The organism is Myxococcus sp. AM010 (assembly GCF_013372585.1).
Lineage (GTDB): Bacteria > Myxococcota > Myxococcia > Myxococcales > Myxococcaceae > Myxococcus > Myxococcus vastator.
This window is the reverse complement of record NZ_JABXEO010000132.1, coordinates 1-14182: the sequence shown is the minus strand read 5'-3', so window position 1 is coordinate 14182 and position 14182 is coordinate 1. Positions and strand designations below refer to the sequence as shown.

Here is a 14182-nt window from a genome sequence, read left to right as displayed (position 1 = left end):
GGACGGCGCGGGGGTGACAGGCGGACAACAGGAGCAGCAGCAGGGCGACGTGGCGCATGGGCGGGGGGAAACTCTACCTTGCACCTCTTGGAGCGCGGCGCGTAGATTGCCCGCGCGCTCATGGCCCGCGAAAAGGACAACATCGCTCTCTCCGACGAGCACAACACTCGTGGAATCGAGCTGGCGGACCGGGGTTGGCTCGACGAGGCCATCAAGGAGTTCAAGAAGGCCATTGACCTCGACCCGAGCTCCGCGCACGCCCACGACAACCTGGCGACCGTCTACGCGGAGAAGAAGCTCTTCCGCGAGGCGCTGTCGGAGTACCTCACCGCCCTGAAGCTGGAGCCGGAGAGCGCCACGGCGCACTACAACCTGGCCTGCTTCCTCTCCACCCACGCGGGGGAGATGGCGGTGGAGGAGTACAAGGAAGCCATCGAGCTGGACCCGGAGTATCCGGACGCCCACCTCAACCTGGGCCTCACCTACGCGGACCAGGGCCGCGTGGAGGAGGCGATGCGCGAGCTCCAGACGGCCATCGAGCTGGACTCCCAGGACGCCTTCCCCCGTCACGAGCTGGCCGCGCTGATGATGGACGAGGGCGACTACCGCTCCGCCATCACCCAGCTGAAGGACGTGGTGCGCCTGGAGCCGGACAACTTCGAGGCGCAGCTGGACCTGGGCATCTGCTACGCGCAGAAGGGCTTCTACGCGGAGGCGGAGCGCGCCTATGAGCGGGCGCGGGCGCTCAACCCGGAAGACTTGCTGCTCAACTACAACCTGTCCGCCCTGTTCGCGCTGTGGGGGCGTCCCAAGGACGCCGTGCAGTACCTGCAGAAGTCGCTCACCGCGGACCGGCCGAAGGTGATGGGGTGGCTGTCCACCGACCCCATGTTCGACGCCCTCAAGGGTGACCCGGACTTCGAAGCCTTGTTCTGAGCCATGGGCAACGAATGGTTGTTCCTGGGGCTGGCGATCCTCCTCGTATTCGCCAATGGCTTCTTCGTGGCGACCGAGTTCGCCATCGTGAAGATCCGCGCCACGCGGCTCCAGTCCCTGGTGGACGAAGGCGCGCCGGGCGCGGCCGCGGCCATGAAGATGGTGGAGAAGCTGGACGCGTACCTCTCCGCCACGCAGTTCGGCATCACCCTGGCCTCCCTGGGCCTGGGCTGGCTGGGTGAGCCGGCCTTCGCGCGCTTGTTGGAGCCGGTGCTGGTGCCGTTGGTGCCGGAGGGCGCCTCCACCACGTTGGCCCACTCCGCGGCGGTGGTGATTGGCTTCAGCATCATCACCTTCCTGCACATCGTGCTCGGTGAGCTGGCGCCCAAGAGCCTGGCCATCCAGCGGCCCGAGGACACGACGCTCGCGGTGGCGCTGCCCATGCGGGTGTTCTACGTCCTGTTCTACCCGGCCATCGTCCTGCTCAACGGGCTGGCGGCGTGGGTGCTGCGCGTCTTCGGCCTCCAGTCGGTGGGGGGGGCGCACGAGGCGCACAGCGAGGACGAGCTGCTGGTCATCCTGCACAGCTCGGCGCAGGCGGGCGCGATTACCACGGCGCGCGCGGAGCTGCTGGAGCGCGCGCTGGAGATGGCGCAGAAGACGGCGCGGCAGGTGATGGTGCCGCGCAACCAGGTGAAGTTCCTGGATGTGGAGGAGCCGCTGGAGAAGTGCATCGCGGATGCGCGCGCGGCGGGCCACACGTGGCTGCCGGTGTGCCGGGGCAACCTCGATGAGATTGAAGGCGTGGTGAACGCCAAGGACCTGTTCTTCCTGCTGTCCCGGGGCGAGCTGCACAGCCTGGCGCAGGTGCAGCGGCCGGTGTTGTTCATCCCCGAGGGCGCCACGCTGGAGCAGCTCCTGGCGGAGTTCCGGCGGCGGCGCCGGCAGACGGCGCTGGTGGTGGACGAGCACGGCGGCACGTCCGGGCTGGTGACGATCGCCGACGTGGTGGCGGAGGTGGTGGGCGACGTCGCCGAGCTGGGCCGCCGCATGGACGAGGTCCGCGCGCTGCCTGGAGGCCGCTTCGAGCTGCCGGGCACCGCGCAGCTCGACGATTTGGAGGAGCAGCTGGACGTCACCTTCGACCTGGACGAGGACGAAGAGGGCGAGGTGACGACCATCGCCGGCTACCTCATGACGCGGCTGGGCCGGGTTCCCGTGCAGGGGGACACGCTGCGGCTCGACATGTGGCGCATCGTCGTGGACGTGGTGGAAGGGCCGCGCGTGGTGCGCGTCACCGTGGAGCCGCAGTCGCGGACGGCGCCCGGGCGCGCCGCGGCGGACGGCTCCGGCGAGGTGCCTCCGGGCGCGTCGAACGAGTCTTGAGTCTGTAGCCGCGGTTCCGGTCAGGGGCTCCTTCGCTGCGGGCGACCTGCGCTTCACGACGCGGCGGTTCTGCCTCTCCATGCCCCCGGTCATGATGCGTGCGTGATGCCCGGTACGCGAGTCCGCCGAGGGCATGTCAGACCGGAGTGCTACGTCCCGCGGAAGGTCACGCGCTCGCGTGGCGCAACAGGACGCAACAAGGCTGAAGCAGCCTCACCCGCGGGAGGACGTCATGGGAGCGTAGAAGCGCGGTGCTCACGCCGCCGCCTCGCAGTGCGTGCGCTACAGCTACAGGGCACGTCTGCTCTGTCGCAGACCAGGCAACCGAACGTATGGCGATGCGTGGCATGGCCACGCTTGATCGCCTGGGAGGTGGCTGGTACTCCTTTCTGCTGGGCGCTCCGAGGCCGATTTTTCGGCCTCGCGCGCGATTTTCTCCCCGTACCGAGCCCGCTCTAGGAGCCCGCTGGCATGCGAATCAAGCGGTTGGACATCACCGGCTTCAAGTCCTTCATGGAACGGAGCGTCTTCACGTTCGACGAAGGCGTGACGGGCATCGTCGGGCCCAACGGCTGCGGCAAGTCCAACGTCGTGGACGCCATCCGCTGGGTGATGGGTGAGCAGAGCGCGAAGAACCTCCGTGGCCGCGGCATGGAGGACGTCATCTTCAACGGCTCGGAGAACAAGCCGCCGCTGTCCATGGCGGAGGTGTCGCTCACGTTCCTCGTGGATGACACGGACCAGCTCGCGCCGCAGTACCAGGGCTTCTCCGAAGTCACCGTGACGCGGCGCCTGTTCCGCAACGGCGACTCCGAGTACCTCATCAACAAGACGCTGTGCCGCCTGCTGGACATCACCGAGCTGTTCCTCGGCACCGGCGTGGGCACCAAGGCGTACTCCATCATCGAGCAGGGCCGCGTGGGCCTCATCGTGTCCAGCAAGCCGGAGGACCGGCGCCACCTGCTGGAGGAGGCCGCGGGCGTCACCAAGTACAAGGCCCGCCGCAAGGCCGCCGAGCGCAAGATGGAGGCGACCGACGCCAACCTGCTGCGCGTCACCGACATCACCAACGAGTTGGAGAAGCGGCTCGACGCGCTGTCGCGCCAGTCGAAGAAGGCGGAGAAGTACAAGAAGCTCAAGGCGCGCATGCGGGACATCGACCTGCACGCGGCCACCCACCGCCAGCTGGAGCTGATGGCGGAGAAGAAGATGCTCCAGTCGCGGCTGGAGAACCTGGGCTCCGAGGAGCGGGAGAGCCTGGACCGGGTGAAGGCGCTGGAGGAGACGATTACGCGCCGCCGCGCGGAGCTGGAGGCGGAGACCGCCGCGCTCCAGGCGCTGGCCGCGGAGGTGCACACGCTGGAGAGCTCCCTGCAGCGCGACACGCAGGAGATGACCTACGGCAAGCGCGACCTGGAGGAGACGCGGGCCCGCGTGGCCGCCGCCCAGGCGGAGCTGGACGGGCTCCTGGCGCGCAAGGCGGAGATGTCCGAGGCCATGGCCGTCCGCGAGGCGGAGCTGTCGGGCATCGCCGGCTCGTGGAAGGAGGACGAGGTCGCGATGCAGGTGGCGCAGGAGGAGCTGCGCCGCGTGTCCCAGCTCCAGACGGAGGTCGCGCTGCGCCTGGAGCAGGAGCGCGCCGGCCTGGTGGCCGTGGCCACGCGCCTGGCCAACCACGAGAGCAACCTGGTCAACCTCGCCCGCCAGCGAGGGGACCTGGGCGCCCGCCGCGCGAAGCTCCAGGGCGAGCTGGACGCCCTGCGCGCCCAGGAGCAGGCGCTGGAGGACGTCCGGGGCGACGTGGCGAAGCGGGTGGAGGACACCCGGCACCTCGCCGCGGAGCTGGCCGAGCGCAAGGGCCAGGAGGAGGACGCGCTCACCCGCACCCGCGCGGCCTTCACGGAGAACGAAATCGAGGTCATCGCGCTGCGGGAGGAGCTGAGCGACAAGCGCAGCCGCCTCTCCACGCTGCAAGACATCCAGAAGAACTACGACGGCTTCGATCGCGGCGTGCGCGCCGTCATGACGCGCGCCGGGGTGCAGGCCCGCGAGCAGGGCATCTTCGGCCTGGTGGCGGACGTCCTCACCGTCACCCCGCGCTATGAGCGCGCGGTGGAGGCCGCCCTGGGTGAGCGGCTCCAGCACGTCATCGTGGAGAGCCGCGACAAGGGCGTGGAGCTGGTGGACTACCTCAAGGGCCACGCCGAGGGCCGGGGCAGCTTCCTCCCGGTGCCCGCGCTGGACGCGCTGCCGGCCCCGCTGGAGCCGGACTTCAGCCAGCCCGGCGTGCTCGCGCATGCCCTGCGCGAGGTGACGTGCGAGGAGGCGCTGGCGCCGCTCGTCCAGCTGCTGCTGGGGGACGTCGTCATCGTCCAGGACGTGGCGACGGCGCGCGCGTGGACCCAGTCGGGCGGCCCGGCGTGCACGCTGGTGACGGTGGAGGGCGAGGTGTTCCGCCCGGACGGCACCATCGTCGGCGGTGAGAGCGAGGGCGCGGCGGTGGGCGCGCTCCAGAAGAAGCGCGAAATCGCCGAGCTGGCCACCGAGGTGGCCCGCGTGGAGGAGCGCTACAACGAGATTCTCACCCGGCACTACACGCTCCAGAAGCAGATGGGGCACGCGGAGGGCGTCCTCAAGGGGCTGGCCAAGAATCAGCACGCCGAGGAGCTGAACCTCGCCAGCCAGGAGAAGGACCTGCACAAGGCGGGCGAGGACCTGGCCCGCGTGCGCGAGCGCGTCCGCGCCCTGGAGGTGGAGGAGGGGCAGCTCGCCCAGAGCCACCAGTCGCTGGAGCACGAAGAGGAGATGAGCCGCGGCGAGGTGGCGCACGGCCAGGCGGACCGCGAGGGCCGCGAGGAGCGGGTGAAGCAGCTGGTGGCCGAACAGGAGTCGCTGCGCCTGCGCGCGGAGACGGCCAACGGCGAGCTGACGGGCCTGCGCATCAAGGTGGCCGCCGGCAGCGAGCGGGGCGAGTCGGCCCGCAAGGAGCTGGACAGCCTCGTCGCCCAGCGCCAGGACATGGAGACGCGCATCACCCGGCTCCAGGCCACGGTGGTGGAGGGTGGGTCGCGCGTGGAGGAGCTGGCGCGGCGCACGGCGGACACCGAGGGCGGCCTGTCCCAGCGCGCCGAGGAGCACCGGCTCGCCGCGGAGGGGCTGGAGGCGCGCCGCGCGGCGCACACCGCGGCCTCCGCGGAGGTGCGGGAGCAGGACGCGACGTTCCGCGAGCTGCGCGGCCGCGTGGACGAGCTGATGCAGGGCCTGTCGCAAATCTCGCTGCGGGAGCGCGAAATCGCCCTGGAGCTGGAGCACCTGGCGGCGGGCATCCGCGAGCGGCACCAGGTGGAGCTGGCCAACGAGCTGCACAAGTACCACCTGCTGGCCGCGCTGGCCCCGGAGACGGAGGCGGAGCTGAAGGACCTGCGCGCGCAGGTGGAGAAGATGGGGGAGATCAACCTCACCGCCATCGACGAGCACGCGGAGCTGTCCAAGCGCTACGACTTCCTCACCGCGCAGAAGCAGGATTTGCAGTCCTCCATCGAGCAGCTGAAGGAGGCCATCCAGCGCATCGACGCCACCAGCCGCGAGCGCTTCAAGCAGACCTTCGACGTGGTGAACGAGAAGTTCCAGGCCATCTTCCCGCGCCTGTTCGGCGGCGGCCGGGCCAGCCTCATCCTCACCAACGAGGGGCCGGGCGGGGAGCCGGGCGTGGAAATCGTCGCCCAGCCGCCGGGCAAGAAGCTGCAGAGCGTCAACCTGCTGTCCGGCGGCGAGAAGGCCCTCACCGCCGTGGGCCTCATCTTCGGCATCTTCCTCATCAAGCCGACGCCCTTCTGCCTCCTCGACGAGGTCGACGCGCCGTTGGATGAGGGCAACGTGGGCCGCTACAACGACATGGTGAAGGAGATGAGCAAGCAGTCGCAGTTCATCCTCATCACCCACAACAAGCGGACCATGGAGGTCTCCAACACCCTCTATGGCGTCACCATGGAGGAGCCGGGCATCTCCAAGCTCGTCAGCGTGCGCATGCGCGAGGCGGGCGCGGCCAACGACGACAAGGTGACGGCGGCGTAGGCCCGTCCCGGGCCGTTGCCCCTTGGAAACACAGAAGGCGCGGGCCCCGGCTTCCGGGCTCCCGCGCCTTCGTGTTTTTCCGCCGTGGGGCGGGGGGCTACTTGAAGTTCTTCTTCGGGCAGGCGCCCTTGTCCTGCGCGGCCATCTTCTCCGCGTCGGCCAGCTCCTTCATGGACTCGTCGACGTTCTTCTGGGTGGCGGTGACGACGTCACCCCAGTTCTCCGCGTCCTTCGCCGCCATCTCCGTGGCCAGCGCCAGCGCGGCCTGGTCCGTGGCCTGACGGGCCTTGATGGACTCGATGACGCCCGCGTCCGCCTTCACCAACGCCTCGCACTTGCTGGACATCTCGTCGAAGAGGCGCCAGTTCTTCGTCTTCTGGTAGCGGTCCACGACTTCGGCGTAGGCCAGGGCCGCCGGGGTGCGGGCGCCGTCGGCGATGGCCGAGTCCGCCGCGCGCTGGGTGCGGTTGAGGTCCAGTTGGAGGAAGCGCAGCTCGGGCGGCAGGGCGGCCGACGCGGCGTCCGGCGCGGCCGAGTCGAAGTGGACGAAGCGGTAGGAGAAGCCGAGCTCGTCGGAGTTCAGCTTCGCCGGCAGCGCGGCAATCTTCGGCTGGAGGCAGGCGGCCAACTGGTCCGCCTCGGTGTTGCCGGAGGGCGCGAACGTCACCTCGGCCGGGGTGGGGTTGGCCTTCAGCAGCTTGATCTTCGCCGTCAGCGGCGGCGGGACCTGCTCCTTGAAGTTGGCGTAGCACTCACACCAGCCCTGCTGCGCCAGGCGCACCGCGCCGGTGAAGTCCGAGCCCTCGTTGATGTTGAAGGTGACGGAGTTGAGGCCGCTGGTGGTGTGCTCGAAGGGGATGGCCGCCTCCACCGGCTGCGCGCCCTTGGGCAGCGCGGCCAGCTTCACCTGGCTGTCCACCACCTTCTGGATGCAGGCCTGGCCTTCCGGGGTGAGGTTCGTCCCGGTGACGGCGTGGGAGGCGCCCTGCTCCGTGACGGTCGTCTTGACCTCCACCGTGGTGGTCTTCTCCGCGCCCCGGTGCTTCGGGTCCACCAGGCACTCCATCACCTGGGGACGCGTGGTGAGCAGCGCGCCCAGCACGACGCCCTGGCTCGCCTGCTCCGGGAGCTGGAGCTCGCGCGGGAAGCAGTTCACCAGGTCGAACGGGGGCTGGTTGGTGATGCGGACTCGCTCCTCGGTCGGCGTGGGCTGTGCGGCCTGGGCCGCGGGCTTCTGCTGGCCGGCGCAAGCGGCGGTGAAGACGACGGAGGCTACGGCGACGCGACGCAACATGCGGTTGTTCTCCCTGGGGGTGGATCTGCGTGCGGACTTCTTTACTTCTCCAGGCCCTCGGCGTTCTTGAGGTCCTTGAGCCGAAGCCCGTTCTTTTTCAGTAGGCGATAGAGGCTCTGCATGGAGAGCCCGGTGCGCTGCTCCGCGGCCTTCATGTCGAAGCCCACGGTCTTCATGACCTCGGCGAAGTACAGGCGCTCGAAGTCGGCCAGCACCCTGTCCTTGGCCTCGTGGTAGGGCAGGGTGCCCACCAGCGTGGCCACCTGGGTGGTGGGGGCCTGGCCCTCCGCGCGCCGCGAGGGCTGGGCGAGGAAGTCCAGCCAGCTGCTGTTGCCCGTCTCCTCCATGAGGGCGCCGCGCTCCAGCACGTTGCGCAGCTCGCGCACGTTGCCCGGCCACTCATAGCCCTCGAAGAGGGCCAGCGTCTGGGGCGTGAGGGTGATGCTGGCGCGCAGCGTCTGGGCCAGGGCCTGGGCCAGCGCGGGCAAATCATCCCGGCGGGTGCGCAGGGGCGGCAGGCGTACGCGCGCCACCGCGAGCCGGAAGTACAGGTCCGCGCGGAAGCGGCCCTGGCGCACGTCCTCTTCCAGGTTCCGGTGGGTGGAGGCGATGACGCGCACGTCCACCGCCACCGGCTGCCCGTCCAGCGACGGCACCTCGCGCGTCTCCAGCACGCGCAGCAGCTTGCCCTGCACGGGCAGCGGCAGCTCGCCCACCTCGTCCATGAAGAGGGTGCCGCCCCGGGCCGCCTCGAAGACGCCCCGCGCCTCGCGGTCCTCGCCGTCACCCGCGCGCAGGCCGCCGAAGAGCTCGCGCTCGGCCTTCTCCTCGGAGATGAGGTTGCAGTCCACGACCTTGAAGGGGCCGTGGCGCCGCGCCGAGTGCTGGTGCACCGCGCGCGCCGCCAGCTCCTTGCCGGTGCCCGTCTCTCCCTCCACGAGCAGGCTCATGTCCTCGCGGGCGATGCGGCGCAGCTCCGTGAAGACCCAGCGCATCTTCTCCGAGGCGCCCACCAGCGCGCCGAAGGACTCCGCCCCCGCTACCTCCACCTCGGTGGGGCGCGGGGCGACCTTCACGGAGAGCTTCGTCTTGCCCAGCTCCACCTTGTCGCCGCTGGTCAGGTAGGCCTGCACCACCTGCCGGCCGTCCAGGAAGGTGCCGTTGCGGCTGCCGGTGTCGCGCAGCATCAGCCCGCGCGAGGTGCGCTCCACCTCCAGGTGGCGGCGGCTCACCGTGGCGTCCGTGAGCACCAAATCACAGGCGCCGTCGGAGCCCACGCGGACCAGCCCGTCCTGCGTCTTCACCTTCTTGCCCTTGTCAGGTCCGGCAACCACCTCCACCGTCCATTCGGGGATGGGGATGCGGGTGGTGCGGCCTTCTTGCTCCGTCTGAGTGGTCTGGGTGACCTCGGGCCTATCCATATCGGGTCCTCTTTAGGTGCGAGTCGCATGGGCGGGCAAGCCCGACGCGAGCCTCTTCACATCGGGAAAACTCAAGGCAGTACGAGTGGAACAATCCTGCCTGAGGGTTGTTGAACGCGCGCTTCGACTGGCACGAGCGCCAGCCGTGCGCGGACAAGGGTTTGGACAGGGCGGGGCCGCCGTCGGGGATGTCTGGGTAGGGCTTCCACACGGCCCACGTAGCTCACCACCGCGGTGGCGAGCTGGCCCACCGCGTAGCCCTCGGTGTCAATCAGTTCACGTTCACCGGACTGGAGGCGTTGCTCCGCCGAGCGGCGCGGCGCGGCGGGGCCGAAGAAGCGGGCCGCGTCACCGGCCTGCGCCAGGCGCGGGCAGTGGAGGGGGGCGGTGTGTTTCACGACCCCCCATAAAAGACGAACGTTCGGCCAGAATCCAGAATCCTGCGTCACTCCCTCGCGGAAAGACGCAGGAATCCGGATGGGGCTTCAGTAGCGGGCCGGCGGGTCGCTGGCGGGGAAGGTCTCCATCAGCTCCTCGTCCACGGCGTCACGCGTCGTGTCATTGCCGCCGGAGGCAACGCTCGCGTTGGTGGGTTGCTTCTCCTCCGAGGCCGCGCCGCGCTTGCCCCCTTGGGCCGAGCGCTTGCGGCCGGTGCCCGCCCTGGAGACGCTCGCCATGCGGGCGCCGAGCAGATTCTTGGCCCGCTCGGCGAGGTTCCGCTGCTCCTCCTGCCAGTCGCGGAAGAACTGGGCGAGCTCCGGGTCTCCGCTCTCCTCGGCATCCCGGATGTACGCCTCATTGGTCGAGGCACCCTTGAGCAGGTGATACAGGACGCTGATGAGGTTGTACTGCTCGTCCCGGGTCCCTGTCTGCCGCTCTTCGCCTGCCATGCCGCCTCCCGTGGATGAGTGAAGTGCCACGGGGAGAAAGCTATGCACGGTGGGCCAGGAGCCTTGGCGGGGGCGGCTGGCCGCCTGCCTGGGGTGCTCAGGCCTGGAGCATCGGCTCCAGGCGGCCCTCGGTGTCCAGGCGGGACAAGTCCGAGTAGCCGCCGACGTGCGTGTCGCCAATGAAGATTTGCGGCACGGTGCGCTGGCCGCCGCTCATCTCCACGAGTTTGGCGCGCAGGTCGTCGTCTCCGGTGACGTCCACCTCTTCGAACTCCACGCCCTTGCGCTTGAGCAGGTCCTTGGCGCGGACGCAGTAGCCACAGTAGGTGGTCGTAAAAATCTTCACGGGCTTCACGGGTGTCTCCTCCTTCGTATCCAGCAAATTAAGGGCCGGGGAGGCGCGCCGCCACCCGGCCCGCAAAGACGACGGCCCCCGGTTCCCCAGGAGGGAGCCGGAGGCCGCGTTCAGGACGTCACCCCGGACGGAGGCCGGGGTGAGGGGCGGACTACATGCCCATGCCGCCCATGCCGCCCATGCCACCCATCCCGCCCATGCCACCGCCGGCGGGGAGGTCCTTCTCCTCCTTCGGACGCTCCGCCACCATGGCCTCGGTGGTGAGCATCAGCGAGGACACGGACGCCGCGTTCTGCAGCGCGGTGCGGCTGACCTTGGCCGGGTCGATGACGCCGGCGGCCAGCAGGTCCTCGTAGGTGCCCGTGGCGGCGTTGAAGCCGACCGGACCGGAGGACTCCTTGACCTTGTTCACCACCACGCTGCCCTCCAGGCCGCCGTTGCCGACGATCTGGCGGAGGGGCTCCTCGAGCGAGCGGCGGATGATGTCCACGCCGAACTTCTCCCCGCCGGACAGCTCCAGGCCTTCCAGCGCCTTGAGGCAGCGGATGTAGGCCACGCCGCCGCCAGGGACGACGCCCTCTTCCACGGCCGCGCGGGTCGCGTTGAGCGCGTCCTCGACGCGGGCCTTCTTCTCCTTCATCTCCGTCTCGGTGGCCGCGCCGACGTTGATGACGGCCACTCCGCCCACGAGCTTCGCCAGGCGCTCCTGGAGCTTCTCGCGGTCGTAGTCGCTGGAGGTCTCTTCAATCTGGGCGCGGATCTGCTTCACGCGCGCCTCGATCTCCTGCTGGCTGCCGGCGCCGTCGACGATGGTGGTGTTGTCCTTGTCCACCGTGAGGCGCTTCGCGCGGCCCAGGTCCTGGAGGGTGATGGTGTCCAGCTTGATGCCCAGGTCCTCGGCGATCATCTTGCCGCCCGTCAGGGTGGCGATGTCCTCGAGCATGGCCTTGCGGCGGTCACCGAAGCCCGGCGCCTTCACCGCGCACACGTTCAGCACGCCGCGGATCTTGTTGACCACCAGCGTGGCCAGGGCCTCGCCCTCGATGTCCTCGGCGATGATGAGCAGGGGCTTACCGGCGCGGGCGACCTGCTCCAGGATGGGCAGGAGGTCCTTCATCGAGGAGATCTTCTTCTCGTTGATGAGGATGAGCGCGTCGTTGAGCGCCGCCTCCATGCGCTCCGGGTCCGTCACGAAGTACGGGGACAGGTAGCCGCGGTCGAACTGCATGCCTTCGACCACGTCCAGCGTCGTCTCCAGGCCCTTGGCCTCTTCGACGGTGATGACGCCTTCCTTGCCCACCTTCTCCATCGCGTCCGCGATGATGGTGCCGATGGTCTCGTCACCGTTCGCGGAGATGGTACCGACCTGGGCAATCTCCTTCTTGTCCTTGGTCGGCTTGGCCTGCTTCTTCAGCTCGGCGACGACGGTGGCCACGGCCTTGTCGATGCCGCGCTTGATCTCCATCGGGTTGTGGCCCGCGGCGACCAGCTTCGCGCCCTCGCGGAAGATGGCCTGTGCCAGCACGGTGGCCGTGGTGGTGCCGTCACCGGCGACGTCAGACGTCTTGGAGGCGACCTCCTTGACCATCTGCGCGCCCATGTTCTCGAACTTGTTCTCGAGCTCGATCTCCTTGGCGACCGTCACACCGTCCTTGGTGATGGTCGGGGAGCCGAAGCTCTTCTCGATGACGACGTTGCGGCCCTTGGGGCCCAGGGTGACCTTGACCGCATCGGCCAGGATGTTGACGCCGCGGAGGATGGCCTCACGCGCGCGCACGTCGAAAAGAATGTCCTTCGCCATTTGGATGGTTCCTTGAAGGAAAAAGTGGGGGGAGCCGGATTACTTCTCGATGACGCCGAGCACATCCTCTTCACGGAGGATGAGGTGCTCCTCGCCGTCGAGCTTGATCTCGGTGCCCGCGTACTTGCTGAACAGGATGGTGTCGCCGGCCTTGATGTCCAGCGGACGGACCTTGCCGTCCTCCTGCACCTTGCCGTTACCCACGGCGACGACCTTGCCCTCCAGGGGCTTCTCCTTCGCCGTGTCGGGGATGAAGAGGCCGCCCTTGGTCTTGTTCTCCTCGGCGACGCGCTTGACGATGAGCCGATCCTGCAGGGGACGAATCTTCATGGCCTGCTCCTTACATGTCGCTTCCGGCGCCGTTTCCGGTGGCGACCGAAAGCTGCTTGGGGGTTGAAAAAGGGCCTCGCGACCCATGGGGTTAGCACTCGCACCTCATGAGTGCTAACGCCCAGGCGCGGCGGATAATAACCAGCGAAGTCGACCCGTCAAGCGACGCCGGTCGACCTTCCCCGCACGTGCCAACTGCGCGGCATTCCTGGGTTTTTCCCATGACACCCGCCACGGGCGGCGCCATGCCCGGCGGGAGGCCATGGGGGCTCGGATTGGCACTCGCGCTCCCCGAGTGCTAACGCAAGTACCCGGAATCACTGGGGGTGGTTTTGCAGCGCCCGCGCCTGATTGGTACCCTTCCCAGGTCTCCTCCGGGCGACGTCCGCCCGGGGAATGACGGGAGGTGTCAATGAGTGGACTGGTGGCGTCCCTGTCTCTGAAGGAGTTCTTCAAGTCTCTTCTGGGCGAGGTCACGGGGCGGCAGCGGGTAGAGCTGGCGGAGGTGACGGAGTTCTACCTGGTGAACCTGCTGTCCGAGTTCGCCGTCACCGACAAGCTGTTCACCCGCGAGGAAGACGGGCGCAAGGACCACGAGCCCCTGGCCATCCTCTACCACCAGGCCTTGCAGCAGGAGCGCGCCGAGCGCATCCGCACCCTGCGCCGGCTGGGCGACGTGTCGCTGTACACCGCCGGCTTCTTCTCCGGCGCGCTGCAGAGCGGCGTGGTGGGGCCGGACTACTACATCCAGATGGGGGGCACGGCGTACGGCCACGTGGCGGAGCTGACGCCGGCGGCGGCTTTCGCGCAGGTGTACCGGGAGCTGTGCGAGAAGTTCCGCGACGTGGTGGAGGTGCTGGAGGAGATCTCCGCGCGGGGCATGGTGCGGGCCGGCCCCAGCGGCGCGCTGAAAGTCTATGAGGCCTGGGTTCGCACCGGGAGTGACCGGCTGGAGCGCGTGCTGCTCGACGCGGGGATGATGCCGCGGCCCAAGGGACAGCTCGCCAACTAGCCGGAGGTGTGGATGATTGGCCGCGTTCAGGACCACCTGGAGGCCATCTACGGCTTCACGTGCGAGGCGAGGGCGGAGGTCTTCGTGGTGGACACGGAGGCCGCCGCCCGGCTGGGAGGCACCGGCCGCGCCGACGAGGAGCTGTTGGTGCACGAGGCCGGCGACGCGCTGGAGCTGGCCCTCTACCTGTCACCGGCGCTGCTCGACAGGCTCAAGCCCTACGAGTCCGGTCCGCTGGGCTACGTGCTGGACAGTGAGCTGGCCGGCTACTGCCAGCTGGCCGAAGGCGTGAGCCACTTCCTCTACGTGGCCCACACGGCGGCCCACGGCCGGACGGTGTCGCTGCTGGAGCTGGAGGCGCAGGCGGAGGTGGACAAGTTCGCGGTGTGCCTGCTGCACCGGTGGGGTGAAGGCGTGGGGGCCTGGTCTCAGGAGCTGCTCCAGCGCCTCTTCGATAGGGTGTCCTACCGCAAGCAGCTCTCCGCCCAGGAGCGGTGGCGCTACGAGGAGGCGAACCGGCTGTCACGCCGCTTCTGCGCGCGGCTGATGGGACACGTCGCCGCCAGGCGGTTGGACCGGCTCCTCGGAGACTTGCGCTACGCCTACCGGCTTGGGGCGGAGGCCAAGCTTCGCCATTTCGCGCATGGCGGGTGAGCACCTTTCCGTCCGCATCGGGTAGGGTG

At 69.0% G+C, this 14182-nt stretch carries 11 protein-coding genes; 5 read left to right on the top strand and 6 right to left on the bottom strand.

The genetic code is table 11. From position 1 onward, the window contains the following. The first annotated feature begins 120 nt into the window (after positions 1 to 120). From HV826_RS34425 to smc, 3 genes are all read left to right on the top strand, one after another. Positions 121 to 936: a lipopolysaccharide assembly protein LapB gene (locus HV826_RS34425; RefSeq protein ID WP_176421265.1), complete on the top strand. Its 816-nt coding sequence runs from the start codon at positions 121 to 123 to the stop codon at positions 934 to 936. Positions 937 to 939: 3 nt separating this feature from the next. Then, on the top strand, positions 940 to 2322 hold the full coding sequence (locus HV826_RS34420; RefSeq protein WP_176421264.1) for a hemolysin family protein: 1383 nt from the start codon (positions 940 to 942) through the stop codon (positions 2320 to 2322). 471 nt (positions 2323 to 2793) lie between these two features. Then, positions 2794 to 6396, top strand: coding sequence for a chromosome segregation protein SMC (gene smc, locus HV826_RS34415; RefSeq protein ID WP_176421263.1), 3603 nt, complete (start codon positions 2794 to 2796; stop codon positions 6394 to 6396). 97 nt (positions 6397 to 6493) lie between these two features. On the opposite strand, the gene HV826_RS34410 is transcribed toward smc, so the two are convergent. From HV826_RS34410 to groES, 6 genes are all read right to left on the bottom strand, one after another. After that, the gene (locus tag HV826_RS34410; protein ID WP_176421262.1) at positions 6494 to 7690 is read right to left on the bottom strand and encodes a hypothetical protein; all 1197 of its coding nucleotides are present in this window, start codon (positions 7688 to 7690) and stop codon (positions 6494 to 6496) included. Between the two features lie 41 nt (positions 7691 to 7731). Then, positions 7732 to 9111, bottom strand: coding sequence for a sigma 54-interacting transcriptional regulator (locus HV826_RS34405; RefSeq protein ID WP_163783453.1), 1380 nt, complete (start codon positions 9109 to 9111; stop codon positions 7732 to 7734). Between the two features lie 485 nt (positions 9112 to 9596). Continuing rightward, a complete protein-coding gene (locus HV826_RS34400; protein WP_176421261.1) occupies positions 9597 to 10001 on the bottom strand; it encodes a hypothetical protein in 405 nt (134 codons plus the stop codon). A gap of 97 nt (positions 10002 to 10098) precedes the next feature. Further along, positions 10099 to 10356, bottom strand: a complete 258-nt coding sequence (gene grxC / locus HV826_RS34395; protein WP_176421260.1) for a glutaredoxin 3 — start codon at positions 10354 to 10356, stop codon at positions 10099 to 10101. Between the two features lie 151 nt (positions 10357 to 10507). Further along, entirely contained in the window at positions 10508 to 12157 is a 1650-nt protein-coding gene (groL, locus tag HV826_RS34390) for a chaperonin GroEL (RefSeq protein ID WP_176421259.1), read from the bottom strand. A gap of 39 nt (positions 12158 to 12196) precedes the next feature. After that, the gene (gene groES / locus HV826_RS34385; RefSeq protein WP_013941457.1) at positions 12197 to 12487 is read right to left on the bottom strand and encodes a co-chaperone GroES; all 291 of its coding nucleotides are present in this window, start codon (positions 12485 to 12487) and stop codon (positions 12197 to 12199) included. A 412-nt stretch (positions 12488 to 12899) separates the two neighbouring features. Here groES and HV826_RS34380 point away from each other — a divergent pair, with 412 nt between their 5' ends. Both HV826_RS34380 and HV826_RS34375 read left to right on the top strand, forming a co-directional pair. Continuing rightward, on the top strand, positions 12900 to 13499 hold the full coding sequence (locus HV826_RS34380; protein ID WP_176421258.1) for a hypothetical protein: 600 nt from the start codon (positions 12900 to 12902) through the stop codon (positions 13497 to 13499). 12 nt (positions 13500 to 13511) lie between these two features. After that, complete coding sequence (locus HV826_RS34375) at positions 13512 to 14153, top strand: hypothetical protein (protein ID WP_176421257.1); 642 nt, start codon at positions 13512 to 13514, stop codon at positions 14151 to 14153. Positions 14154 to 14182: the final 29 nt, after the last annotated feature.

What these genes read in the sequence shown, in the direction of transcription:
- HV826_RS34420 (WP_176421264.1), top strand. Translation starts at nt 940, where the DNA reads ATGGGCAACGAATGGTTGTTCCTGGGGCTGGCGATCCTCCTCGTATTC.
- HV826_RS34375 (WP_176421257.1), top strand. Translation starts at nt 13,512, where the DNA reads ATGATTGGCCGCGTTCAGGACCACCTGGAGGCCATCTACGGCTTCACG.
- groES (WP_013941457.1), bottom strand. Translation starts at nt 12,487, where the DNA reads ATGAAGATTCGTCCCCTGCAGGATCGGCTCATCGTCAAGCGCGTCGCC.
- HV826_RS34425 (WP_176421265.1), top strand. Translation starts at nt 121, where the DNA reads ATGGCCCGCGAAAAGGACAACATCGCTCTCTCCGACGAGCACAACACT.
- HV826_RS34380 (WP_176421258.1), top strand. Translation starts at nt 12,900, where the DNA reads ATGAGTGGACTGGTGGCGTCCCTGTCTCTGAAGGAGTTCTTCAAGTCT.
- HV826_RS34410 (WP_176421262.1), bottom strand. Translation starts at nt 7,690, where the DNA reads ATGTTGCGTCGCGTCGCCGTAGCCTCCGTCGTCTTCACCGCCGCTTGC.
- HV826_RS34400 (WP_176421261.1), bottom strand. Translation starts at nt 10,001, where the DNA reads ATGGCAGGCGAAGAGCGGCAGACAGGGACCCGGGACGAGCAGTACAAC.
- HV826_RS34405 (WP_163783453.1), bottom strand. Translation starts at nt 9,111, where the DNA reads ATGGATAGGCCCGAGGTCACCCAGACCACTCAGACGGAGCAAGAAGGC.
- smc (WP_176421263.1), top strand. Translation starts at nt 2,794, where the DNA reads ATGCGAATCAAGCGGTTGGACATCACCGGCTTCAAGTCCTTCATGGAA.
- groL (WP_176421259.1), bottom strand. Translation starts at nt 12,157, where the DNA reads ATGGCGAAGGACATTCTTTTCGACGTGCGCGCGCGTGAGGCCATCCTC.